General features: G+C 66.0%; 23 protein-coding genes. 22 read left to right on the forward strand and 1 reads right to left on the reverse strand.

Annotated features, from left to right (window positions below):
• The first annotated feature begins 13 nt into the window (after window positions 1-13).
• From FSV73_RS01255 to FSV73_RS01360, 22 genes are all read left to right on the forward strand, one after another.
• Entirely contained in the window at window positions 14-1,018 is a 1,005-nt protein-coding gene (locus tag FSV73_RS01255; protein ID WP_186309132.1) for a zinc-binding dehydrogenase, read from the forward strand.
• A 59-nt stretch (window positions 1,019-1,077) separates the two neighbouring features.
• A complete protein-coding gene (locus tag FSV73_RS01260) occupies window positions 1,078-1,500 on the forward strand; it encodes a PaaI family thioesterase (protein WP_145002724.1) in 423 nt (140 codons plus the stop codon).
• A 2-nt stretch (window positions 1,501-1,502) separates the two neighbouring features.
• On the forward strand, window positions 1,503-2,291 hold the full coding sequence (locus tag FSV73_RS01265; protein ID WP_145002727.1) for a VOC family protein: 789 nt from the start codon (window positions 1,503-1,505) through the stop codon (window positions 2,289-2,291).
• Window positions 2,288-3,829 carry a class I adenylate-forming enzyme family protein gene (locus FSV73_RS01270; protein ID WP_186309133.1) on the forward strand — a complete coding sequence of 514 codons (1,542 nt, stop codon included), beginning with the start codon at window positions 2,288-2,290 and terminating at the stop codon, window positions 3,827-3,829. Before FSV73_RS01265 ends, FSV73_RS01270 begins: the two co-directional genes overlap by 4 nt.
• Before the next feature lie 5 nt (window positions 3,830-3,834).
• Window positions 3,835-4,902 carry an ABC transporter substrate-binding protein gene (locus tag FSV73_RS01275; RefSeq protein WP_145002730.1) on the forward strand — a complete coding sequence of 356 codons (1,068 nt, stop codon included), beginning with the start codon at window positions 3,835-3,837 and terminating at the stop codon, window positions 4,900-4,902.
• Window positions 4,899-6,206 carry an acyl-CoA thioester hydrolase/BAAT C-terminal domain-containing protein gene (locus tag FSV73_RS01280; protein WP_145002733.1) on the forward strand — a complete coding sequence of 436 codons (1,308 nt, stop codon included), beginning with the start codon at window positions 4,899-4,901 and terminating at the stop codon, window positions 6,204-6,206. The genes FSV73_RS01275 and FSV73_RS01280 overlap by 4 nt, the downstream gene beginning before the upstream one ends.
• Window positions 6,203-6,961, forward strand: coding sequence for an ABC transporter ATP-binding protein (locus FSV73_RS01285; protein ID WP_145002736.1), 759 nt, complete (start codon window positions 6,203-6,205; stop codon window positions 6,959-6,961). Before FSV73_RS01280 ends, FSV73_RS01285 begins: the two co-directional genes overlap by 4 nt.
• Entirely contained in the window at window positions 6,954-7,730 is a 777-nt protein-coding gene (locus tag FSV73_RS01290) for an ABC transporter permease (RefSeq protein ID WP_145002739.1), read from the forward strand. Before FSV73_RS01285 ends, FSV73_RS01290 begins: the two co-directional genes overlap by 8 nt.
• A 14-nt stretch (window positions 7,731-7,744) precedes the next feature.
• Window positions 7,745-9,364 (forward strand): gamma-glutamyltransferase family protein, encoded by a 1,620-nt coding sequence (locus tag FSV73_RS01295; RefSeq protein ID WP_186309134.1) that lies wholly within the window; start codon window positions 7,745-7,747, stop codon window positions 9,362-9,364.
• Between the two features lie 450 nt (window positions 9,365-9,814).
• Window positions 9,815-10,561, forward strand: coding sequence for a GntR family transcriptional regulator (locus FSV73_RS01300; protein WP_145002742.1), 747 nt, complete (start codon window positions 9,815-9,817; stop codon window positions 10,559-10,561).
• Window positions 10,558-12,291, forward strand: coding sequence for a fumarate reductase/succinate dehydrogenase flavoprotein subunit (locus FSV73_RS01305; protein WP_145002745.1), 1,734 nt, complete (start codon window positions 10,558-10,560; stop codon window positions 12,289-12,291). The genes FSV73_RS01300 and FSV73_RS01305 overlap by 4 nt, the downstream gene beginning before the upstream one ends.
• A 39-nt stretch (window positions 12,292-12,330) precedes the next feature.
• Window positions 12,331-12,576 carry a 4Fe-4S dicluster domain-containing protein gene (locus tag FSV73_RS01310; protein WP_145002748.1) on the forward strand — a complete coding sequence of 82 codons (246 nt, stop codon included), beginning with the start codon at window positions 12,331-12,333 and terminating at the stop codon, window positions 12,574-12,576.
• Window positions 12,577-12,741: 165 nt separating this feature from the next.
• Entirely contained in the window at window positions 12,742-14,160 is a 1,419-nt protein-coding gene (locus FSV73_RS01315) for an ABC transporter substrate-binding protein (RefSeq protein ID WP_145002749.1), read from the forward strand.
• 42 nt (window positions 14,161-14,202) lie between these two features.
• Entirely contained in the window at window positions 14,203-14,988 is a 786-nt protein-coding gene (locus FSV73_RS01320; protein WP_145002751.1) for an ABC transporter permease, read from the forward strand.
• Window positions 14,988-15,845 carry an ABC transporter ATP-binding protein gene (locus FSV73_RS01325; RefSeq protein ID WP_145002754.1) on the forward strand — a complete coding sequence of 286 codons (858 nt, stop codon included), beginning with the start codon at window positions 14,988-14,990 and terminating at the stop codon, window positions 15,843-15,845. The genes FSV73_RS01320 and FSV73_RS01325 overlap by 1 nt, the downstream gene beginning before the upstream one ends.
• Complete coding sequence (locus FSV73_RS01330) at window positions 15,842-16,810, forward strand: HEAT repeat domain-containing protein (protein ID WP_145002757.1); 969 nt, start codon at window positions 15,842-15,844, stop codon at window positions 16,808-16,810. The genes FSV73_RS01325 and FSV73_RS01330 overlap by 4 nt, the downstream gene beginning before the upstream one ends.
• The gene (locus FSV73_RS01335) at window positions 16,807-17,097 is read left to right on the forward strand and encodes a DUF971 domain-containing protein (RefSeq protein ID WP_145002760.1); all 291 of its coding nucleotides are present in this window, start codon (window positions 16,807-16,809) and stop codon (window positions 17,095-17,097) included. The genes FSV73_RS01330 and FSV73_RS01335 overlap by 4 nt, the downstream gene beginning before the upstream one ends.
• Before the next feature lie 145 nt (window positions 17,098-17,242).
• The gene (locus FSV73_RS01340) at window positions 17,243-18,064 is read left to right on the forward strand and encodes an NADPH-dependent oxidoreductase (protein WP_145002763.1); all 822 of its coding nucleotides are present in this window, start codon (window positions 17,243-17,245) and stop codon (window positions 18,062-18,064) included.
• Between the two features lie 208 nt (window positions 18,065-18,272).
• Window positions 18,273-19,145 (forward strand): ectoine/hydroxyectoine ABC transporter substrate-binding protein EhuB, encoded by an 873-nt coding sequence (ehuB, locus tag FSV73_RS01345; RefSeq protein WP_145002766.1) that lies wholly within the window; start codon window positions 18,273-18,275, stop codon window positions 19,143-19,145.
• Between the two features lie 46 nt (window positions 19,146-19,191).
• Window positions 19,192-19,860, forward strand: a complete 669-nt coding sequence (gene ehuC / locus FSV73_RS01350) for an ectoine/hydroxyectoine ABC transporter permease subunit EhuC (protein WP_145002769.1) — start codon at window positions 19,192-19,194, stop codon at window positions 19,858-19,860.
• 3 nt (window positions 19,861-19,863) lie between these two features.
• Window positions 19,864-20,514: an ectoine/hydroxyectoine ABC transporter permease subunit EhuD gene (gene ehuD / locus FSV73_RS01355; protein ID WP_145002771.1), complete on the forward strand. Its 651-nt coding sequence runs from the start codon at window positions 19,864-19,866 to the stop codon at window positions 20,512-20,514.
• Window positions 20,507-21,292, forward strand: coding sequence for an amino acid ABC transporter ATP-binding protein (locus tag FSV73_RS01360; protein ID WP_145002774.1), 786 nt, complete (start codon window positions 20,507-20,509; stop codon window positions 21,290-21,292). The genes ehuD and FSV73_RS01360 overlap by 8 nt, the downstream gene beginning before the upstream one ends.
• Window positions 21,293-21,335: 43 nt before the next feature.
• On the opposite strand, the gene FSV73_RS01365 is transcribed toward FSV73_RS01360, so the two are convergent.
• Complete coding sequence (locus tag FSV73_RS01365; RefSeq protein ID WP_186309146.1) at window positions 21,336-22,637, reverse strand: LLM class flavin-dependent oxidoreductase; 1,302 nt, start codon at window positions 22,635-22,637, stop codon at window positions 21,336-21,338.
• Between the last annotated feature and the right edge of the window lie 232 nt (window positions 22,638-22,869).

The raw sequence follows: 22,869 nt of genomic DNA on the forward strand, positions 1-22,869 counted from the left end.
TGTGAGCAAGACCATGAAAGCCCTTGTACTCGACGAGCACGGCGATCTCGACCGTCTGCGCGTCGTCACCGACAAGCCGCTCCCCGTGGCCGATCACGGCCACGTGGTGATTCGCGTGGGCGCCTCGTCGTTCAACTATCACGATGTTTTCACCGTCAAGGGCATGCCGGGTATCAAGGTGCCGCTACCGGTGATCATCGGCCTGGACCTCGCCGGCACTATCATCGCGGTGGGCGAGGGGGTGGCCGGGTGGCAGCCGGGCGACCGGGTGCTGGTCAATCCGCTCAAGCCCGATGTTGGTCTGATGGGAGAAATGGTCGACGGCGGCATGGCGGAGTACGCCCGGGTCGATGCCCGGCAGCTGATCCGCCTTCCTGCGGCAGTGAGCTTCGCCCAGGCGGCCGCTCTGCCGGTGGCCTATGGTACGGCGCATCGTATGTTGGTCACCCATGGCACCGTGCAGCCGGGCGACCGGGTGCTGATCCTCGGCGCCAGCGGTGGCGTGGGCACCGCCTGCGTCTTGCTCGCCAAGCTGCTGGGTGCCGAGGTCATCGCCTGCGCGGGTAGCGCGGAGAAGGGCGAACGACTCAGGGCGCTGGGCGCCGACCAGGTGATCAACTATCGGGAAACGGATTTTTCCAAGTGGGCCATCGCCCGTTATGGCAAGCCCCAGCGCCGCACCCACGACGGCGGGGTGGACGTAGTGATCAATTTCACCGGCGGCGATACCTGGGTGCCTTCACTCAAGTGCCTGAAGCGTGGCGGAACTCTGCTGGTCTGCGGCGCTACCGCCGGCCATGCGCCCCAGGAAGACCTGCGCTACGTCTGGAGCTTCGAACTCAACATCAAAGGCTCGAACAGTTTCTACGAAGACAATCTGGTCGGCCTACTCGAACTGGTCGCCAGTGGCCGCATAGAGCCCCTGATCGACCGCGTACTGCCGTTGGAACAGGCGGCCGCGGGCCTCGCGCTTATCCAGGACCGCGAGGTGCTGGGCAAGGTGATCGTCGCGCCTTGAGCGCCAATCGCTCCATCCCGGCCAAGCGCCCCGGTGGGCACCCCTAGAGGATTTTGCACATGACCGATACGTCTCTACCGAGCGCCGCCGATATTCAAGCGCGGCTGCTCAAAGCCCCTTACCATCGCTGGCTGGGCCTCGAAGTCTTGGCGGTCAGTGCCGATGGTATCGAACTCACGGCGCGCTGGCGCGAAGACTGGGTGGTGAACCCTGACGGCGGCTATACCCATGGCGGTGTGCTCGCGGCGTTGGTGGATCTGACCGCAGACTGGGCACTTGTCGCCCGTACCGGCAAGGGTGTCCCTACCATCGACCTGCGGGTCGACTACCACCGTCCGGCCCGAGGCGATCTGCGGGTCAAGGGGACGGTCATCAAACATGGCAAGCTGGTGTCGGTGGCGGAGGCACAGGTATTCGATGCCGAGGGCCAACTGGTCGCCAGCGGCCGTGGCGTCTATGCCACGCCGGCGCCCCGGAGTTGAGCATGCGCGCCGTCCTCGATCATCTGGTGATCAATGCGCGCTTCGAGCTCGACGAGGCCGCGCGGTTGTTTGCCGGCTTGGGTTTCACCCTGACACCGCGCGGGCATCACACGCTGGGCTCGATCAATCATCTGCTCATGTTCGGCGCCGGCTATATCGAGCTCATCGGACTGCCGCCGAATGGCGAATGGCTCCGCCAGGAGTTGCTGGATAGTCCGCAAGGACTCGATGGCCTGGTGCTGGCCAGCGCCGATCCCGACCAGACGTACGCGGACTTACAGCGCCAAGGATTCGTGGTTCAGGAAGTGCAGCATTTCTCCCGACCGGTGCCGATCGACGGGGCGGATCACACGGCCCGTTTCGCCACGGTTCGCCTGGCGCCGGGGCAGTTCGAGGCGGGGCGGGTGTACTTCTGCCACCACGAGACCCCGGAGTTGGTATGGCGGCCGGAGTGGATCGAGCATGCCAATGGCGTCCATGGCGTGGCGCGGCTCAAGGTGCTCAGCACCGATCCTCGACGCGCGGCGGCTGAGTACCAGCGTCTCGGCCGTTTCACCGGCGATTTCGCCGTGGAGGTGCTCGACGAGGCTCGCTGGCGGGAGCACCTGGCCGGTTTCGATCCCGGCGGCGGTCGGCGTCCCGAAAGATTCGCCGCCATCACCTTGCGCGGAGGCAACGTCGCGGAGCTGCAACGCCGCGCGGCTGCCTTGCAGCTCCCCTGGCAACGAGCGGGCGAGCGCCTCTTGGTGGGCTTGCCGCGTTTCGAAACCCTGCTGGAGTTCGAGCCGTGAGTCCCGACACCGTCAATCTCGGCGGGGTGGTCGGCCCCGGCAGCCCGGGGTCGCGCCTGGCGTTCATCAGTCTCGATGACAGTGGCCGGGAGACCCGTAGCACCTTCGGCGAACTCGATGCGCTGGCCGATGGTATCGCCCGTTCGCTCACGGCCCGCGGCATGCCGCCAGGCAGCCGGATTGCCCTGCTCGGTTTCAATTCCATCGCCAGCCTCGCCACCATCCTTGGCATCCTCCGTGCCGGCCTGGTCGCGGTGCCGATCAATCATCGTTTTCCCCGGGCCTTGATCCATGAGGTGATCGCTGATAGCGGCGCACTGCTGCTGTTCTGCGATGCGGCCCACGCCGCGGACGCCCCCCCGCTGCCGACGATCTCACTGGAAGCGGCGGCGCTCAGCACGTTCGCCGAGCCGGGAGCTTTCACGGCCTTCCGCCCCGGCGCCACGGATCCCGCGCTGATGCTCTACACCTCGGGCTCCTCGGGACGTCCCAAGGGCGTAGTGCTCAGCCATGCCGCTCAGCTGTGGGTGGTCCGTTCCCGCCTGCAGGCTACCCCTCTATCCGAGGAGCGAACGCTGATCGCCGCGCCGTTGTATCACATGAATGCTCTGGCCCTGAGTCTATTGACGCTGGCCAGTGGTGCCACTGCCATCCTGCTGCCGCAATTCAGCGCCAACCTTTACCTAACGGCCATCGCGCGCTATCGCTGTACCTGGCTCACGGCAGTGCCACCCATGATTGCCATGCTCCTGCGCGAGCGCAGCCTCTTGGCGGGCAGCGACCTATCCTCGGTGAGGGTGGTACGGATGGGCTCCGCGCCGGTCAGCAGCAGTCTACTCGGACAACTCCAGCAACTGCTGCCCGACGCGCGGGTCATCAATGCCTATGGCACCACCGAAGGTGGGCCGGTGGTCTTCGGACCTCATCCGCAGGGGCTGCCAGCGCCACCGCTCGCGGTTGGCCATGCCCATCCCCAGGTAGAGGTGCGGCTGCGCGCGGCCGACGGCCAATTGGCGGAGGAGGGGGTGCTTGAACTCAGGAGCCCTGGCTTGATGTCGGGCTATCACCGGCGCCCGGACCTCGGTTCGCCCTTCACCGCAGACGGCTTCTACGTGACGGGTGACGTCTTCCGTCGCGACGCCCAGGGTTTCTACACCTTCGTCGGTCGCCGGGACGACATGTTCGTCAGCGGGGGCGAGAACATCTATCCGGGCGAGGTCGAGAAGTTGCTCGAGCGCCATCCCGCGGTGCAGCAGGCTTGTGTGGTACCGGTCGAGGACGAGATCAAGGGTTGCAAGCCAGTGGCCTTTGTCGTCCTGCGGCCAGGCTCCACGGTGACTGAGGACGAGCTCAAAGCGTTCGTCTTGGAGCGAGCCCCGGCCTACCAGCATCCGCGCCGGGTATGGCCGCTCGACAGCTTACCGCTCGCCGCCACCCACAAGGTCGATCGGCGCGCCCTGCGAGAAAGGGCACGTCAGTCCCTCCCGTTAGAGGGCCTCGCCCGCGAGACCTTCGCTACCTTCAGCCCCCGAGGATAGTATCCATGCGTTTGGCATTCATTTGCTGGCTCGCCCTGGGCAGCGCCGTCGCCAGCCAGGCGCAAGCCCTGGATGAGGTTACCGTCGCGCTGGCCATTCCGCCCGCCGTCCACGATGGCGCGGCCTACGCCGCAGCGGAAGAACTGGGGCTCTTCGCCGCACAGGGACTGGCGGTCAAGACCTTGGTTTTCCAGGGCGCCGGCACCCTGCTGCCCCAGGTCGCCAGCCAGCGGGTGACCTTCGGTTTCCCGGTGGCCGAGCCCGTCATCTCCAGCTACCTCAATGGCAAGGACCCCCTGCCGCTTCGCTATTTCTACAATGGCGTCCCCAGCCAGACCATGGAGTACCAGGTCTTGGCGGATTCGCCGGTAAAGACACTGGAGGATCTCAGGGGGCATAGGATCGGCGTGGGCGCCCTTACCTGGGGCACCCTGCCGAATAGCCGCGCTGCCTTGCGCCTGGCCGGCCTGGAGCCGGGTGCGAACGTCGAGTTCGTCGCCGTAGGCGCGCTCGGTGCGGGGTTCCAGGCACTGCGCGGTGGCCAGGTGGATGCATTGAACTTCAACAGCAGCTGGGGCGACATGCTCGAGTCCTCCGGCACGGCAATCCGCCGGATCGCCTATCCCGAGGTGTTCCAGGAGTCGCCGGGCAATGGCTTCATCGCCCATGAAGAGACCTTTGCCAAGCACCCTGATCTAATCCGTCGATTCGGTCGGGCCTACACCGAGGCGCAATACGTCTGCGAGGCGAATCCAACGTTCTGTGTCCGGGCCTTCTGGCGTCAGCATCCCGAGAGCAAGCCGGCCGACGCCGAGGGCAAGGGCCTGGAAGAGGCTCGCCTGCTGCTCAGTCGCCGTCTGCAGCGGACCCTGTACTTCGCCGATGGCCGTCCCCGCACGCCCGGCCAGTATGACCTGCCGGCTATTCGGCGAGCGGTAGCAGCCATGGCCGAGAGCGGTGAGATCCGTAGTGCCGATGTGCCGCTGGAGCAAATCTTTTCCAACGATTTCGTCGCCGCCTTCAATGATTTCGACCACGAGGCCCTGCGTCATCGGGCGGAGGCGGCGGAATGAGCCCGGTCTTCGATATTGATCACCGCGAAGGCCTGATCGACCAGGCCCGGCACATCCGCGTGCGGGGCTTGGCACCAGGCCCCGCACGTCTTGGCACCTGGCTCGACTATCCGGATGGTAGCCGCTGGCAGAGCGAGGCGACCTTCGCAATCGGTGACGATGGGCTGCTCGACGTTGAGGCTCACCTGCCCATCGGGGGGGACTGGCAGACTCGCGAGCCGCTCGCGCCGATCTGGTCGCTGAATCCGGTGGGGGCGCCCACAACGGCGGAGGCCGAGAATAGCCTCGAGCCACGGACCCTGACCTTGGTCGTCGAGGATGCGCGCGGTGCCACGGCGACCGCACGCCTGGTCCAGCACTTTCTCGCCGCTGGTGTCGAGCGTCGGGAGATCCGAGAGGAAGGACTGTCGGGGACGGTCTTCACCCCCGCGAGCAGCGGACCGCATCCCGTGGTGATCGTCCTCAATGGATCCGGCGGGGGGACACCGGAACAGCGAGCCGCGCTCTATGCCGCGCATGGCTACACCGCCTTCGCCCTAGCCTACTTCAAGGCGCCGGGCCGGCCTGATTATCTGTCAGCCACACCCCTCGAATACTTCGAGAATGCCCTTGCCTGGGCGCAACGGGAACTGCGGCCACGCCGGAATTTTATCGCCGTCGCCGGGCTGTCGCGAGGTGGCGAGCTGGCCCTGCTGCTTGGCGCAACCTTCCCCGAACGGATCCGTGCGGTGATCGCTTATGTACCCAGCGCGGTAGTGCATGGCACCCTGAGAGCAGGGCAGCCGGAAGAACCGCGTGATGCGCCAGCCTGGACCTGGCGCGACCAGCCGCTGCGTAACGTCTGGCAGGGCAACCCTCTGGCCGATTGGCGGGCCTTCGACGTAGCGCCCGTCCAAGGGGCACCGATTCGCCAGGTGGCGGCCTTCGTCGCTGTCGATGGTCATGCCAAGAGCGTGGCGGCGGCGCGCATCCCCGTGGAGCGGATCGCCGGTCCCATCCTGCTCATCTCAGGTACCGACGATGGTTTCTGGCCTTCCAGTACCTACAGCGCTCGTATCCAGGCTGAGCTGACGGCCAGCAGGCATCCCTGGCCGGTAAGGCATCTGTGTCACGAAGGCGCGGGCCATGCCATAGGCATCCCCTTCGTTCCCGCTACCCAGATCGCCAAGGTCCATCCGGTGGCCGGAGTGCTCATCAGCGGCGGCGGCAGCCCTGCCAGTAATGCCCGCGCCAGCCGCCTGAGCTGGGAGGGCGTACTGGAGTTTCTCGCCGAGGCCGTGGCGTCGCAGGAGCACCACCCATGACGGCGGCACTCGCCCTGCATAGCGTCGGGCTCAGCTACCCAACCCGGCGCGGCCGGATCCAGGCGTTGGATGGTGTAGACCTCACTATCGCCGAAGGCGAGTTCGTCGCTGTACTCGGGCCTTCCGGGTGTGGCAAGTCGACATTGCTCAAGCTCGCCGCCGGTCTGCTCGACGCGAGCACCGGCGAAGTCAAGGTGCGGGGTATCTCAGTCGCCGGGCCCAGCCGGCAGACCGGTGTGGTGTTCCAGAGACCTAACCTACTGCCGTGGCAAAGCGTGCTGGCCAATGTCTTGTTGCCTGCCCGCACCTTGAATCTGCCCAAAGCCGCGGCGCTGGAGCGAGCCACGGCCTTGCTGGAGCTGGTTGGGCTGGCCGCTTTCGCGAAAGACTATCCCTTCGAGCTGTCCGGGGGTATGCAACAGCGTGTCGGTATCGCCCGCATGCTACTGCACGATCCCGCCCTGTTGCTGATGGACGAACCCTTCGCCGCGCTGGATGCACTGTCTCGCGAAAGCTTGACGCTGGAACTGCAGCGCATCTGGAGCCGGCAACGCAAATCGGTACTGTTCATCACCCACAGCATTCCCGAGGCAGTATTCCTCGCCGATCGGGTCGTGGTGATGTCGGCGACGCCTGGGCGAATCGTCGACACCGTGAACATCGCGCTGCCGCGCCCGCGGACGCCGGACACGCTTGCCACTCCTGAATTCAATGGGCTCTGCCAGCAACTCAGGAGACATTTTGTTCATGCGTAGACTACTACCCATCCTCTATCCGCTGATCAGCCTGGCCCTGCTTATCCTGGCATGGGACCTGTCGATCCGCCTGTTTACCATTCCCGATTACCTGCTGCCGTCGCCGGCGGCGGTGCAGGCCGCCTTGGTCAAGGGATTCGCTGATGGCAGCCTGTGGCCGCATGTCGGTGCCACCCTCGGAGAAATGCTCAGCGGCTACGCCATTGGCTGCTTACTGGCGGTCCTGCTCGGCGCACTGCTGGCGGAATCGCGGACTTTCGAGCGCTTCGTCTATCCCTTGCTCATAGGCCTGCAGGCTACGCCCAAGGTTGCCCTGGGACCCCTGATCCTGGTGTGGTTCGGATTTGGCATGGCGTCCAAGGTCATTCTGGTGGCACTGGTCTGCTTCTTTCCGCTTTTTGTCAACACTATCAACGGTATGCGTCGGACCGACCCCGATCTGCTCGAGGCCTGCCGCGCCTTTTCGGCCTCGCGGCCGTACCTCATGTTGCATGTAAAGCTGCCAGCGGCCGCTGGCGACATCTTCGCCGGCCTGCAGATTGGCGTGTCCCTTGCCCTTATCGGTGCAGTGGTCGGCGAGTTCCTATCGGCCCAGCGCGGCCTGGGTTACCTCATCGCCGCAAGCTCGGTGAGCATGAGCCTGGCGACGATGTTTTCCGGGGTCATTTTGCTGGCAGTTATCGGCCTGGGCGGGACCCAGGGTATCCGTTGGCTGCAGCGGCAGGTTGTTTTCTGGGAGCCTGGCGCCGCCCGGCGCGGCACACCTTGACGGAGAAGATTCCAATGTTCGACTGGCGTAACCCCTATCCCACCATCCGCATTCCATTGTTTGCGCGTAACGTGGTGTCCACCTCGCACCCCATCGCCGCTCAGGCTGGCGTCCGGCTGTTGCTCGCCGGTGGCAATGCCGTAGACGCGGCAATAGCTGCCGCGGCCATGCTAACCGTGGTTGAACCGGTTTCCTGCGGCTTGGGCAGCGATGCGTTTGCCATTCTCTGGGATGGCCAGCAACTACATGGCCTGAACGCTTCCGGCACGGCACCCGCTGCCTGGACGCCAGACTATTTCCGGCAGCGCTATGGCGAGGACGGCCAGGGTCATGCGCGGCGGCCCGTGCGAGGCTGGGATGCGGTGACTATTCCGGGAGCGGTCGCCGGCTGGGCGGCGCTGCACGAGCGCTTCGGTCGCCGGCCTTTCGCCGAGGTGCTGGCCCCTGCAGCGGAGGTCGCCGAGCGCGGCGTGACCCTCGCTCCAATCGTGGCGCACAAGTGGGCCGCGGCAGTTCCCGAGTTGCGAGATCAGCCTGGCTTCGCCAATACCTTCATGCCGGCCGGACGCGCCCCTGGTACCGGTGAGAAGTTCGTTTTCGCCGACGCGGCCCGTACCTTGCGGCTGCTCGGCGAGCAAGGCGGGCGCGCCTTCTATGAAGGCGAGATCGCCCAGGCGATTCTCGAACACGCAAGGGCCACTGGGGGCACCCTGACCCCGGCGGATCTACGCGACTATCAGCCGGAATGGGTGACGCCGATCAGCCAGGGCTATCGAGGTCACGAATTGCATGAGATCCCGCCGAGCGGCCAGGGCATCGCTGCGTTGATCGCACTGGGGCTACTCGAGCAATTCGACATGGCGTCGCTGCCGGTGGATTCGGTGCAATCCCAGCATCTGCAGATCGAGGCCATGAAACTCGCGTTCGCCGACGTCTATCGCTACGTCGCCGACCCGCGCAGCATGGAAGTTAGCCCCGAGCAGATGCTCGATCCGGGCTACCTGAAGGAGCGGGCCAAGGCCATCGATCCAGGTCGGGCGCAGATCCCTGGCGCCGGGATACCCAAGGCCGGGGGAACCGTGTATCTAAGCGCCGCAGACGATGACGGCATGATGGTGTCCTTCATCCAGTCCAACTACATGGGCTTTGGGTCGGGGGTGGTAGTTCCCGGCTATGGTGTCAGTCTGCAGAACCGGGGCGCCGGCTTCTCCAGTGATCCGCGGTCTGCCAACGTCGTTGCTCCTGGCAAACGCCCCTTTCATACCATCATCCCGGCCTTCCTCACGCGCGCAGGGCGGCCGCAGATGAGCTTTGGGGTAATGGGTGGCGATATGCAGCCCCAGGGCCATGTCCAGACGCTGGTGCGCATGCTCGACTATGGTCAGCAGCCGCAAGCCGCCTGCGATGCACCCCGTTGGAAAGTGAATCGAGACTCTTCCGTGGACCTGGAGGCAAGCATGAACGCTTCGGCAGTCGAGGGTCTCGCGGCACTGGGCCACAGGCTCAAGTCGGTCGAAGATCCCTATATGGATTTTGGCTCGGGTCAGTTCATCTGGCGGCTGTCGGAGGATCGCGATCATGGCTACGTTGCGGCCAGCGATAGTCGGAGGGATGGACATGCCGTTGGCTTCTAGCAGCTCACCGACCAATTGACCTGCGAACGGCGGCGGAGCTGGCCCAGCAGTTGGTGCGCCGCCATGGCAGGCGTGTTTGGCCTAAAGGTGACCAGGTGCCTCAAGAGAGAGGAGCGAGCCGGCCGCCCAGAAACAACCGTTGTCAAGGTTCGGCCTGTCGAAGGAACGGTTCCGAAAGCGGAAGAGGGCGGGGCTAGCCGCAGTCCGCCGCGAAAACCGAAAACCGAAAACCGCCAAGCGCCAAGCGCCAAGCGCCAAGCGCTGAGCGCGGTGCCCGTCCGCACCCGATACCCATTGTCAGATAGGCCACGCTGGACCAGCGTCTGGAATGCCTTGGACCGTCCAACCATCGTTAATATCTTATGGATATAGCCCAACGATCTTTCACCTCAAGAGGGCCTGGATGGTTAGATGCACGTCATAACTCGTTATGACAAGTAAGCCCAGGCCATGTCCGAACCTCTGAACCTTTCACCCGTCCCGCTCTACCAACAGCTCAAAGAACGGCTGCGTGGGCAGATTCTCGATGGCACCTTTCCGCCGCTGAGTCGCATGCCTTCAGAGGCCGCGCTTGGCACCTCCTATGCCGTCAGCCGTATCACCGTGCGGCAGGCGCTGGGTGATCTGCAGAAGGAGGGCCTGATCTTCAAGATCCATGGCAAGGGCACCTTCGTCGCCAAGCCCAAGGCCTTCCAGAACGTCAGCACCTTGCAGGGCCTGGGCGAATCCCTGTCGCAATGGGGCTACGAGGTCATCAATCGGCTGATCAGCTGCAAACACCTGGAGGCCTCGACCCTGGTGGCGCAGCGACTGGGGCTGGCGGAAGGCGCTCCCATCACCCAGCTCAAGCGGGTCCGCCTGGTCAACCGGGCGCCCATCTCGCTCGAGGTGACCTATGTCCCGCGGGCACTCGGCGAGCGGCTGGAGCAGGCCGACCTGGTCACCCGCGATGTCTTCCTCATCCTGGAGAACGATTGCGGCATCGAACTGGGCCACGCCGAGCTCGCCATCGATGCGGTCCTCGCCGACGCCGAGCTGGCCCGGGCCCTGGACGTGGAGGAGGGCGCACCGGTGATGCGTATCGAGCGCCTCACCCATGCCGCCGACGGCACCCCACTGGATTTCGAACACCTCTATTACCGCGGCGACGCCTTCCAGTATCGCCTGCGTACCGACCGCCAGCGGAGCCAGCCATGAGCCACAACCCAACCCTGGAACGCGAATACGACATCGTGGTGATCGGCGGTGGCACTGCCGGTCCCATGGCGGCCATCAAGGCCAAGGAAAAGGACCGCAACCTGCGGGTGCTCTTGCTGGACAAGGCCAACGTCAAGCGCAGCGGCGCCATCAGCATGGGCATGGATGGCCTGAACAACGCCATCATCCCGGGGTACGCCACTCCCGAGCAGTACACCCGCGAGATCACCCTGGCCAACGATGGCGTCGTCAACCAGGCCACTGTCTACGCCTACGCCCGGCGCAGCTTCGCCACGCTGGAACAGCTCGACCGCTGGGGCGTGAAGTTCGAGAAGGACGAGACCGGCGACTACGCGGTGAAGAAGGTCCATCACCTGGGCGCCTATGTGCTGCCCATGCCGGAAGGCCACGACATCAAGAAGGTGCTCTACCGGCAGCTCAAGCGCGCCCGGGTCGAGATCACCAACCGGGTCATCGCTACCCGCTTGCTGACCGATGCGGAGGGTGCGGTGAATGGCGTCCTGGGCTTCGACAGTCGCACGGCGGACTTCCACGTCATCCGTGCCAAGGCGGTGATTCTCTGCTGCGGCGCGGCGGGCCGTCTGGGTCTGCCGGCATCCGGCTACCTCATGGGCACCTACGAGAACCCGACCAATGCGGGCGACGGCTACGCCATGGCCTACCACGCCGGGGCGGAGCTGGCCAACCTGGAGTGCTTCCAGATCAACCCGCTGATCAAGGACTATAACGGCCCGGCCTGTGCCTACGTAACCGGTCCCCTGGGTGGGTACACGGCCAACGGCCGGGGCGAGCGCTTCATCGAGTGTGACTACTGGTCCGGGCAGATGATGTGGGAATTCCACCAGGAGCTGGAAGGTGGCAACGGTCCGGTGTTCCTCAAGCTCGATCACCTGGCCGAGGAGACCATCCAGACCATCGAGCAGATCCTCCACGGCAACGAGCGGCCCAGCCGTGGACGCTTCCACGCCGGGCGCGGGACCGATTATCGCAGCCGCATGGTGGAGATGCACATCTCCGAGATCGGTTTCTGTTCAGGCCATTCCGCCTCGGGGGTCTGGGTCAACGAGCGCGCCGAGACCTCGGTGCGGGGCCTCTACGCCGCCGGCGACATGGCGGCGGTACCGCACAACTACATGCTCGGCGCCTTCGCCTATGGCTGGTTCGCCGGCGAGAACGCCGCCGACTACGTGGCCGATCGGGACTTCACCCCGGTGGACGACGCCCAGGTGAGCCGCGAGCGGGCGCGGGTCTATGCGCCGCTGGAGCGGAGCCACGGACTGCCGCCGGCCCAGGTGGAATACAAGCTGCGGCGGATGGTGAACGACTACCTGCAACCGCCCAAGGTGACACGCAAGATGGAGATCGGCCTGGAACGCATCGCGGCCATCGGTGCCGACCTGGATCAGCTCAAGGCGCACAATCCCCACGAGCTGATGCGCGCCCTGGAAGTCAGTGTGATCCGCGACTGCGCCGAGATGGCCGCGCGCGCCTCCTTGTTCCGCAAGGAGAGCCGCTGGGGGCTCTATCACCATCGGGTCGACTACCCCGAACGCAACGACGCCGACTGGTTCCAGCACTGCCACCTGCACAAGTCGGCGGACGGAACCATGCGCAGCTTCACCCGGCCGGTGGAGCCCTACGTCGTTCCGCTGGATGGCACGGACAACCAGGCCTACGACCAGCTGCGGGTCCGCCGCGACGTCGCCTAGCCGTACCGCTTGAATTGACGATTTAAGGAGAACCGGGCCATGGCCTATCGTCCCCAAGACATCCTGCTGCGTAGCAACGCCCCGGTGACCATCGACGAAGAACTCTGCATCGCCGAGAAGGGCTGCACCGTGTGCGTCGACGTCTGCCCCCTCGACCTGCTCGCCATCAATCCAGCCACCCAAAAGGCCTACATGGCCTTCGACGAATGCTGGTACTGCATGCCCTGCGAGAAGGATTGCCCAACCGGTGCCGTGCGGGTGGAGATTCCCTACCTGCTGCGTTGAGCCGCTGCTTTCCGGTCTTCCTACCGCGAAGACATCGCGCCATCCGGTGACCCCGGACGCGCTGCCCGCTCACACCGGGCACCTGTCGCTACACCCCTCGTTTCCCACCACAGGACCTGGCGGCGGAGACGATCTCACTTCATCGATTCGAGGGGACATCCCAACATGCGCCTGCATCTCGCATTGGCCGGCTTCGCGCTGGCTACCCTGAGCCTGGTCACCCGGGCGGAAACCCTCCGCGTCGCCATCGGCACCCAGGACACCACCATTAACTGCGCCACGGGAGGTCTACTCATCCGCGAGCTGGGCCTGCTGGATCGCTACCTGCCCAAGGACGGCAAGTACCAAAACGTCACCTATGACATCCAGTGGAAGAATTTCACCAGCGGCGCACCCCTGACCAACGAGATGGTGGCCGGCAAGCTGGACTTCGGCGCCATGGCCGACTTCCCCGGTTCCTTCAATGGCGTCGCCCACCTCGATGCCGGCAAGCGCAGCCTGTTCATCTCGGTCCTCTCGGGCAGCGTGCGTGGCAGCGGCAACGGCAACGGCATCGTGGTCCCGGCGACGTCGCCCGTGCAGTCGCTGGCCGAGCTCAAGGGCAAGACCATTTCGGTGCCCTTCGCCTCCACCGCCCACGGCATGTTGCTCCGCGCGGTCGCGGCCCAGGGCTGGGACCCGGAGAAGGACGTGCGCATCATCGCCCAGGCGCCGGAGATCGCCGGGTCGGCGCTACGCAGCAACCGCATCGATGCCCACGCCGACTTCGTGCCCTTCGCCGAGCTGTTCCCCAACCGTGGCTTCGCCCGCAAGATCTACGACGGCTCCCAGGCGAACGCCCCGACCTTCCACGGCACCTTGGTCGATGCCGACTATGCCCGCAAGTATCCCGAGGTGGTGACTGCCTACCTGCGCGCCGCCCTGGAAGCCGACCGCCTGTTCGCCGCCGAGCCGGAGAAGTACAGCGAGCTGATCGAGAAGGTCACCGGCATCGAGGCCGAGGTGAGCTACCTCTTCCATGGTCCCTTGGGGCTGCAGACCCGTGACCTGACCTGGAAACCCGAGTACCGCCAGGCGATCACCACCTCCATCGCCACGCTCAAGCTGCTCAAACGCACCGATCGCGGACTGGACGTGGACCGCTTCGTCGATGACCAGTACCTCAGGGCGGCCTTCAAGCAGGCGGGCCGCGACTATGACCAGGCCCTGGCCAACTACGCGCCGTTGCCACTGCCGGTTGACACCCGCGACGCCCTGACCGGCCAGCCCCTCACCGACACCAGGCGCCTGGCGCAGATCTGGGTGCGCGGCGAACCCAAGGTCCGGCACTACGCCTCGCCCGAGTCCGCGTTCAAGGCGCTGGCCGCCTTGGAGAAGGAGGGCAAGGACATCCGCGCCCTCTATGCCCAGGATGCCGGGAGCGGCATCAAGCTGCTAGCCAATCAGGCCTGGTTCGTGCGTAACGCGCAGGGCGAGCTGACGGCCTTCCTGCTCAAGGAACAGGCCGAACGCCAGGCGCGGGAGCACGGTGGGGACGTCCTGGATTTCCCCACGGTCAACCAGCGCCTGGTCGCCGATCGCTAGCTTGGATAGCGGGCGCCGGGTGGCGCCCGTGGGAGATGCATCATGACGCTCAAGGCTCTGCATCCCTGGCCCCTCCGCGTGGCGTCGTTGCTCTGCTGCCTGGCCTTCTGGCAGGTGGCCGCCAGCCAGCGCCTGGATCTGGGCCTGCTCACGTTCGCCTACGTGCCGACACCGGCCGCGGTGGTGCGCGCCGCGGTCGACCTGCTGGAGTCGGGCACCCTGTGGAATCACCTGCTGAGCAGCCTCGGTCGGGTCTTCGCTGGCTACCTGGCCGCCAGCCTCTGCGGCGTCGGTCTCGGCCTGGCCATCGGTCGCTGGCGCTGGGCGCGGGACGGCCTGCTGCCGCCCCTCGAGGTCTTGCGACCGATCCCGGCGGTGGCCTGGATTCCCCTGGCCATCCTGATGTTTCCCTCGTCGGAAGCCTCGATGATCTTCATCACCTTCACCGGCGCGCTGTTTCCGGTGCTGCTCAACACCATTCACGGCGTGCACGCCCTGGACCCGCGCCTGGTGGCCTCGGCGCGCAGCCTGGGCGCGGGTCGCCTGGCCATCCTGCGGGAGATCGTGCTGCCCGGCGCCGCGCCGAGCATCGTCACCGGGCTGGCCATCGGCATGGGCACCTCCTGGTTCTGCCTGGTGACCGCCGAGATGATCGCCGGCCAGTACGGCATCGGCTACTACACCTGGGAGGCCTACACCGTGCAGAAATACCCCGACATCCTGGTGGGCATGCTGCTGATCGGCCTGCTGGGCATGGGTAGCAGCGCCCTGGTGAAATACCTCGGGACGCTGGCCACACCCTGGTATCGCCACGCAGGAGCCCGCTGATGACTCGTTTCGAAGCCTTGCCCGCCAGCGGACGTATCGAGGCCCGCCGCCTGACCATCCGCCTGGGGGAGGGCGACCAGGCGTTCGACGCCGTGCAGGCCGTGGACTTGGACATCGTGCCCGGCGAGTTCGTCTGCATCCTCGGTCCTTCCGGCTGTGGCAAGTCGACCCTGCTCGGCGCCCTGGCCGGGCACCTGTCACCGCATGGCGGCGAGCTGCACGTGGATGGCGCGCCCGTGCGCGGCCCGGATGCTTCCCGCGGCATGGTCTTCCAACACCACACCCTGCTGCCATGGCGCAGGGTGCTGGACAACGTCGCCTTCGGTCCGAAGATGCGCGGCGTACCCAAGGCCGAGCGCTTGCGGCAAGCCCGCGAGCTGCTCGCCCAAGTCGGCCTGGCCGACTTCGCCGAGCGCTGGCCCGACCAGCTCTCCGGGGGCATGCAGCAACGCGCCGAGATCGCCCGGGTGTTGATCAACCAGCCGCGGCTATTGCTGATGGACGAGCCCTTCGGCGCCCTGGACGCCCAGACGCGGGCACGCATGCAGGAACTCCTGCTGCAGCTGTGGGAGCGCATCCGCACCACCGTGGTGTTCGTCACCCACGACATCGACGAAGCCCTGTTCCTCGCCGACCGCTTGCTGGTCATGAGTCCGCGGCCCGGGCGCTTCATCGCCGACCTGCGTCTGGAGTTCGCCCGGCCACGTCAGGCCGAGCTGCTCACCCGTCCCGACTTCGTTCATCTCAAGCGGCATTGCCTGGAGTTGCTGCGCCACGAAGAAGGCCGCCAGCTACCCCGGCTGACACCGCTCGGTTTACCAACCTCCATCCATTCACCGCTGAGGATCGCCCTGTGAGTAGCCCTGTCATCGATCATCCTGCCATCCAGGCGCTAGCCGCTCGACTGTCCAGTGCTGACGAAGGCATCCGACGCATCGCCCTGATCGACCTGGCCGACCTCGAAGAGCCGGCGGGTCTGCCCTGGTTGCTGGCCGCCCTGCGCGACGATGCCGCGGCCACGGTCCGCGCCGAGGCGGCGCGATTGCTCGAAGCCTGGGAGGAGGGCGCGGTGGTCGAGGCGCTCTGTGCCGCCCTGGCGGACGCCGAGGGCTCCGTGCGCGCCGCGGCCGCCCAGAGCCTGAGCGAATTGCGTGATCCCGAACTGGGTCGCTTGCTGCTGCCCTGGACCGCGCATGCCGATCCCTTCGTCCGGGCTGCGGCCTTGCGTGGCCTGCGTGAATTGCGCCTGGGCGAGGGCGCCCCCCAGGCGCTGCGGGCATTGGCCGATCCCGATGCCGCCGTGCGGCGCGAAGGCGTCGGCATCCTCGGCTGGCTCAAGGCCCGGGAGGCCTTGCCCACCCTGGCGCGCCTGCTCGCCGATGACCCGGACGCCGAGGTGCGCCGCGCGGCCGCGGGCGCCCTGGGTATGGCCCGCGATGACGGGGCCCTGGCCGGCCTGGTCGGTGCCCTGGCCGATCGTGAATGGCAGGTGCGGGAAGAGGCTGCGACCACCCTGGGCAAGCTTGGCATGCCTGGCGCAGGCGCTGCCCTGATCGCGGCGCTGAGCGACGACTACTGGCAGGTACGGCTGCGGGCAACTCGGGCGCTGGGCCGCCTGCGCTCTGCGGAGGCGCTGGAGCCGCTGCTGGAGGTACTTGTCCATCCCATCAGCAACTTGCGCAAAGAGGCGGCGCTGGCGCTCGGCGAGCTGGGTGACCGCGCGGCCTTGCCGGCGCTGCGTACAGCGGCTGGCGACGGTGACCCCGAAGTGCGCAAGGCCTCTCGGCTGGCCTTGACCCAGCTTGGCGAGTCCCGGTCTTGAAGGCGCCGGCGCACCTGCACAGCCAGGCTGGCGTGCTGAGCCTGCAATGGCCTGACGGGAGCGAGCAGCAATTGGGCCATGCGCGTCTGCGGGCGCTGTGCCCCTGCGCCTTCTGCCGAGCGGGCCGTCTGGCGGGCCGTATCGACAGTGCGCCGGCCGACGTGCATATCGAACGCATCGAGCCATTCGGCTATGGCGTGCAGCTGGTTTTCAGCGACGGCCACGATCGCGGTATCTATCCTTGGGCTTACCTGCGGGAAATCAGCCTGGAGACCCAAGGTGGCTGACCTAACCTTAGGTTGAAATCGAATTGGTCCGCAGCCTGCGTTTGTACGTATAAAACCCGGCCGGTCCGTTTCCCCCGCGTGGCAGGAAAGCGCTGCCAGCAGGTCATGACCGACGGTAAACCCCATTCATTTCGAGGAGAACTGCATGAGCGCCCCCTTCGCCGATCGACTGCAAGAGCGCTATGGCAGCGCCGCCGCTCCTAACGGGGTGCTGAGCAACTCGGTGCTCGAAGGCCTGCTCGCACATCGCAGCGTCCGCGCCTTTCTGAGCCAGCCACTGCCGGAGGGCACGCTGGAGACCCTGGTCGCCGCGGCCCAGTCGGCCGCAAGCTCTTCGAATCTGCAAGTCTGGAGCCTCGTCGCCGTCGAGGAGCCGGCGCGCAAGGCACGTCTGGCAGCGCTGGCAGGCAACCAGCGGCACATCGTAGAGGCGCCGCTGCTGTTGGTCTGGCTGGCCGATCTATCGCGGGTACGGCGCCTCGGCGAACGCGCCGACGTGGAGCTGGAAGCGGTGCCCTTCCTGGAAAGTCTGCTGCTGGGGACGATAGACGCGGCACTCGCCGCGCAAAACGCCGTCGTGGCGCTGGAGTCCCTGGGGCTGGGCAGCGTCTATATCGGCGCGATCCGTAACGACATCGAGGCGGTGGCGGCGGAGCTGCACCTTCCGGCCGACGTCTATCCGGTGTTCGGCTTGGCGATTGGTCACCCGGACCCGCAACGACCGGCGAAGGTGAAGCCGCGCCTGCCCCAGCCCGCCGTGCTGCACCGGGAAACCTATGGCACTGCCCCTGAGGCGGCGGCCATCGAGGCCTACGACCAGAGCCTGGGCGCCTTCTATCGCAGCGAAGGACTCACGGCCGCCAATTGGTCGGAGCAGGTGCTGGCGCGGCTTGGGCGCGTAGCCGCGCTGCACGGCCGCGAGCATCTGGTAGAGGCGCTGAAGAAACGGGGTTTCGGTTTGCGCTGAGTGGGCAAGATGTTGGTCGCTAATGCGAGTGAGCGGGCAGACGTCAAGCCACTTATCGCGATGAAAATATGACAATTTGTTATTTAGCGGCCTTCTGCCAGCCTCCTATAGTGACCGCTCGCTCGACCCCTCCCAGGCGGTTCATGCAGCCGCTGATGGTGACTGCTGGCTGCACTCCTCATCAGTGATCTGTTTTCGAGACGTATCCATGACCGCCCTTTTTCAACGATCCCGTGCCGTCGTTTGCGGTGCCGCGCTGCTGGCAAGCGGACTCTTTTCTCTTTCCGCCACAGCGGGGCTGTTGGAAAAGGGCCGTAGCGAAGGTCTCACCGCCGGCATCGCCAACGAGCAACCCTATGCCTACCTGGGCACCGATGGCCAGCCGACCGGCGCCAATATCGAGGTGCTCAAGGCGATACTCGCACCCCTGGGTATCACCCGCATCAGTACCCCGATCACCGATTTCGGCGCCCTGGTGCCGGGTCTCGCCGCCAAGCGCTTCGATCTGATCGGCGCGGGGCTGTTCATCACGCCCGCCCGCTGCAAGGTCATCGCCTATTCCAATCCGGTCACGCGTTCCGGCGGTGCCTTCATCGTCAAGGCCGGCAATCCGTTGAAGCTGCACAGCCTCAAGGACGTCGCCGAGAACGGCCAGGTGCGCCTGGCGACCCAACCGGGCAGCCACCAGGTCCAGGAGGCCAAGGACAGCGGCATCGCCACGGCCAATGTCGTGCTGTTCGACAAGGACAACGAGGCGCTCGCCGCCCTGGAAGCGGGGCGGGTGGAGGTGGTGTACTTTCCCGACGCCGAAATCATCGGCCTGCTGAAGAAAGCCAACAGCGCGACGGTCGAGCGCGCGCTGCCGTTCCAGCAGATCCCGGATGCGCAGGGCCAGCCCACCTGGAATTACCACGCCTATGGTCTGCCCAAGGGCGACCCGGCGTTCGCCCAGGCCTTCAACGAGCAACTGGCCCGTTTGCGGGCGTCCGGTGAACTGCTGAAGATCCTGCAGAAGTACGGCTATACCGAAAACGAGTTGCCGCCAGCCGACGTCACCGCCGAGCAGCGCTGCGGCGCATGAACGGACGAGCGCTGAATAGGGTGCCCGGTCTGGAGTCCTGAGTCTCATGCCCCTCGATCCGCAAGCCTACCTGTTCATCGCGCGCGAACTGCTGCAGGGCGCCTGGATGACCCTGCAGATCACCGTGCTCACGGAGTTGCTGGTGCTGGTGCTGTCGTTCGCCGTCGCCTTGTTGCGCCTGTCGCCCTATCGACTGCTGCGTGGCCTGGCGCGGGTCTATGTCGAGGTACTGCGTGGCATCTCGGCGATGGTGTTGCTGTTCTATCTGTTCTTCGTACTGCCGCTGTTCGGGATCACCTTGCCGCCGATCGGTACCGCCGTCCTGGGGCTGGGGCTGACCTTCTCGGCCTATGGCGCGGAGATCGTGCGGGCGGCCCTGAGTGCGGTCGGTCGCGACCAACACGATGCCCTGCGCGCCCTGGATTTCGGCCCGGTCAGCGCCTTTCGCCGCATCATCCTGCCACAGGCGCTCCCGATGATGCTGCCGCCGCTGGGGAATCAGCTGGTGGAATTGCTCAAGACCACCTCGCTGGTCTCCTTGATCACCCTGACCGACCTGACGTTCTCCGGGAGTCAGCTCATCACCAGCCTGGGCCACCAGCCGCTGATCTGGGGGCTGGTGCTGGTCTGCTACTTCATCCTGGCCTGGCCGCTCACCCTGCTGGTTCGGCGTTATGAGCGCCGCCTCACGCGCTGGCGGCGTGCGAGGGCCTGATCCGTGGATTTCGATTTCGCCCTGGCTTGGTCGATCCTGCCCGACCTGCTGGCCGGCCTGGCGGTGACGGTGCGGGTCGTGCTGCTCGGATTCATGCTGGCGGTCCTGATCGGCCTGGGGATAGCGCTCGCCCAGCGCAGCGCGCTCAGGCTGGTACGTGGCCTCTGCGCCGCCTACCTGGGCTTCTTCCGCAGCACGCCGCTGCTGGTCCAGCTCTACGCCCTATTTTTCGCCCTGCCGCTGGCGGGCCTCAGCCTGCCGGCGATCACCACCGGGGTCATCGGCCTGGGCCTTTACTACGGCGCCTATATCGCCGAAGCCATCCGCGGCGTGATCGACGACATCCCGCCCGGGCAGTGGGAGGCAGCCTTTGCCCTGGATCTCGATCGCTCGACCGTCTGGCGTCGCGTGATCCTGCCGCAAGCCTACCGGCCCCTGCTGCCGGTGCTGGGCAACTACCTGATCGGCATGTTCAAGGAAACACCCTTGCTGGCGGTCATCAGCATTCCCGAGCTGTTCCAAGCGGCCAAACAGGTGTCCGGCATGACCTACCACTACAACGAACCCTACACCCTGATGGCGCTGATGTTCGTCGCCATCAGCGTGCCCACCTCGGCGCTGTTCGGCTATCTCGAGCGCCGTCGCCATGGCTGATCAGGCAATCCCGTCCGCGCCCGCCCACATCCTGCTCGAAGGCGTCGTCAAGGAAATCGGCGAGCTGCGGATCATCGACCAGCTCGACCTGCGCATCGAGCAGGGCCAGCGGATCGCCCTCATCGGTCCCAGCGGCTCGGGGAAGTCCACGGTGTTGCGGCTGATCAAGGGACTGGAGTCCTATCAGCAAGGCGCCATCACCGTGGCGGGCGCCGCCGTACCGGACCCCCGTGCTCGCTGGCAATGGCCCTGGGCTCGGCCGACCGCACGGATTCATCGAGTGGGCATGGTGTTCCAGCACTTCAACCTGTTCCCGCACATGACGGTGCTGGAGAATGTCGCCGAGGCGCCGCGGCGGGTCCTCAAGCTGACCGCAGCCGAGGCCCGCCAACGGGCACTCGACTATCTCGACCAGGTCGGCCTGGCACAACGGGCGGAGGCCTATCCCAGGCAATTGTCGGGTGGGCAGCAACAGCGGGTGGCCATCGCCCGGGCGCTGGCCATGCGCCCCGAGGTGCTGCTGTTCGACGAGGTGACGTCCGCGCTGGATCCCGAGCTGGTCGGCGAGGTGCTGGCGGTCATCCGTGCCATCGCCAGCGAGCAGCGGACCACCCTGCTGGTCGTGACCCACGAGATGAAGTTCGCCCGGGACGTCGCCGACCGGGTGCTGTTCATGGAGCAGGGCCGGATCATCGCCGACGGCACGCCCGAGGAGATTCTGGTCAATCCGCGCAACGAGCGCACCAGGCGCTTTCTCAACCTGGTCGAGCAGCGCTGATACCCAATTCACCGGGCCTCGACAAAGGCGATGGACGTCTTCCCTATGGGTTCGCAGGGCTGAAATGTCGGTTCGGCCGCCACGGCAGTCCCAGGTGTTCACGTAGGGTGGTACCGCTGTAGGCGCGGCGGAAGATACCGCGGCGTTGCAGCTCCGGCACGACCTGGTCGACAAAGGCGTCCAGCCCGCCGGGCAGCCAGGGGAACATCACGTTGAAACCGTCCGAGCCTTCGTTTTCCAGCCACTCCTGCATCTCGTCGGCGATGGTCTGGGCCGTACCCACGAAACTCAAGCCAGCATAGCCGCCGACCCGTTGGGCCAACTGTCGCACGGTCAGGCCTTCACGCTCGGCCAGCTCCAGGACGCGCTGGCGGCTGCTGCGGCTGTCATTGGTCTCGGGAATGGGTGGCAAGGGTCGATCCGGATCGAAGCCCTTGGCATCGACCCCCAGCGCCACCGAGAGCGAGGCGATGGCGCTCTCGTAATGCACCAGGCTGTCGAGCCGGGCACGTATGGCCTTGGCTTCGGCCTCGCTGTCGCCGACCACCACCAGCACGCCTGGGAGGATCTTCAGGTGGTCGGCCGGGCGGCCGAGCAAGGCCATGCGCTGGCGGATGTCGCGATAGAACGCCTGCCCATCGGCCAGCGTGCCCGGCGCAACGAAGATCACCTCGGCCGTTTCCGCGGCCAGTTGGCGTCCGGCCTCGGAGGCGCCCGCCTGGACGATGACCGGCCAGCCCTGCGGGGGCCGCGCGATATGGAGGGGGCCCTGGACCTTGAAGAATTCGCCGTGGTGATCCAGCCGGCGCAGGCGCGCGGGATCGAAGAACAGCCCGCTCTCCGGGTCGTGGACGAAGGCATCGTCCGCCCAGCTGTCCCAGAGGCCGGTGACGACCTCGTGGAACTCACGGGCCCGGGCGTAGCGGCGGTCGTGTTCGAGGTGGTCGTCCAGGCCGAAGTTGCGCGCCGCGTCGGGATTGGCCGTGGTGACCACGTTCCAGCCGGCGCGGCCGTTGGAGAGGTGGTCCAGCGAGGCGAAGCGCCGGGCGATGTGGAAGGGTTCCTCGAAACTGGTGGAGGCCGTGGCCACCAGGCCGATGCGCTCGGTCACCTGGCTGAGGGCCGCGAGCAGCGTCAGGGGCTCGAAGGAGGTGACGGTATGGCTGCGCTTGAGCGCTTCGAGCGGCATGTTGAGCAAGGCCAGATGATCGGCCATGAAGAAGGCATCGAAGCACCCCCTTTCCAGGGTCTGGGCATAGCGCGTCAGCGCCTGGAGATTGAAGTTGGCATCCCGCTGCGCGCCGGGATAGCGCCAGGCGCCGGTGTGGATGCTGACGGGGCGCATGAAGGCGCCGAGTTTGAGTTGCCTTGAGCTCACGAAGACGACCTCGGAAATGGACCTGCTTCTGGACAGTCTTTCAGCCACGCGGGCGAGCACCAACAGCCGAAAAGCTATGAGCCCTTAGCCGAGGGATATAACCACCGCGATCCCGGGGGACCTACCAGCAGTCGATGCCTGTAGTGAAAGGTCTGGTTTTACGGGATATGCCAGTGATCTTGGCGAGAAACCAGACCGC

This window comes from Pseudomonas oryzihabitans (assembly GCF_007665395.1).
GTDB lineage: Bacteria > Pseudomonadota > Gammaproteobacteria > Pseudomonadales > Pseudomonadaceae > Chryseomonas > Chryseomonas psychrotolerans_C.

Coding starts and splice junctions, on each gene's coding strand:
- FSV73_RS01255 (WP_186309132.1), top strand. CDS start 14: ATGAAAGCCCTTGTACTCGACGAGCACGGCGATCTCGACCGTCTGCGC.
- FSV73_RS01260 (WP_145002724.1), top strand. CDS start 1,078: ATGACCGATACGTCTCTACCGAGCGCCGCCGATATTCAAGCGCGGCTG.
- FSV73_RS01265 (WP_145002727.1), top strand. CDS start 1,503: ATGCGCGCCGTCCTCGATCATCTGGTGATCAATGCGCGCTTCGAGCTC.
- FSV73_RS01275 (WP_145002730.1), top strand. CDS start 3,835: ATGCGTTTGGCATTCATTTGCTGGCTCGCCCTGGGCAGCGCCGTCGCC.
- FSV73_RS01280 (WP_145002733.1), top strand. CDS start 4,899: ATGAGCCCGGTCTTCGATATTGATCACCGCGAAGGCCTGATCGACCAG.
- FSV73_RS01285 (WP_145002736.1), top strand. CDS start 6,203: ATGACGGCGGCACTCGCCCTGCATAGCGTCGGGCTCAGCTACCCAACC.
- FSV73_RS01290 (WP_145002739.1), top strand. CDS start 6,954: ATGCGTAGACTACTACCCATCCTCTATCCGCTGATCAGCCTGGCCCTG.
- FSV73_RS01295 (WP_186309134.1), top strand. CDS start 7,745: ATGTTCGACTGGCGTAACCCCTATCCCACCATCCGCATTCCATTGTTT.
- FSV73_RS01300 (WP_145002742.1), top strand. CDS start 9,815: ATGTCCGAACCTCTGAACCTTTCACCCGTCCCGCTCTACCAACAGCTC.
- FSV73_RS01305 (WP_145002745.1), top strand. CDS start 10,558: ATGAGCCACAACCCAACCCTGGAACGCGAATACGACATCGTGGTGATC.
- FSV73_RS01310 (WP_145002748.1), top strand. CDS start 12,331: ATGGCCTATCGTCCCCAAGACATCCTGCTGCGTAGCAACGCCCCGGTG.
- FSV73_RS01315 (WP_145002749.1), top strand. CDS start 12,742: ATGCGCCTGCATCTCGCATTGGCCGGCTTCGCGCTGGCTACCCTGAGC.
- FSV73_RS01320 (WP_145002751.1), top strand. CDS start 14,203: ATGACGCTCAAGGCTCTGCATCCCTGGCCCCTCCGCGTGGCGTCGTTG.
- FSV73_RS01325 (WP_145002754.1), top strand. CDS start 14,988: ATGACTCGTTTCGAAGCCTTGCCCGCCAGCGGACGTATCGAGGCCCGC.
- FSV73_RS01340 (WP_145002763.1), top strand. CDS start 17,243: ATGAGCGCCCCCTTCGCCGATCGACTGCAAGAGCGCTATGGCAGCGCC.
- ehuB (WP_145002766.1), top strand. CDS start 18,273: ATGACCGCCCTTTTTCAACGATCCCGTGCCGTCGTTTGCGGTGCCGCG.
- ehuC (WP_145002769.1), top strand. CDS start 19,192: ATGCCCCTCGATCCGCAAGCCTACCTGTTCATCGCGCGCGAACTGCTG.
- FSV73_RS01360 (WP_145002774.1), top strand. CDS start 20,507: ATGGCTGATCAGGCAATCCCGTCCGCGCCCGCCCACATCCTGCTCGAA.
- FSV73_RS01365 (WP_186309146.1), bottom strand. CDS start 22,637: ATGCGCCCCGTCAGCATCCACACCGGCGCCTGGCGCTATCCCGGCGCG.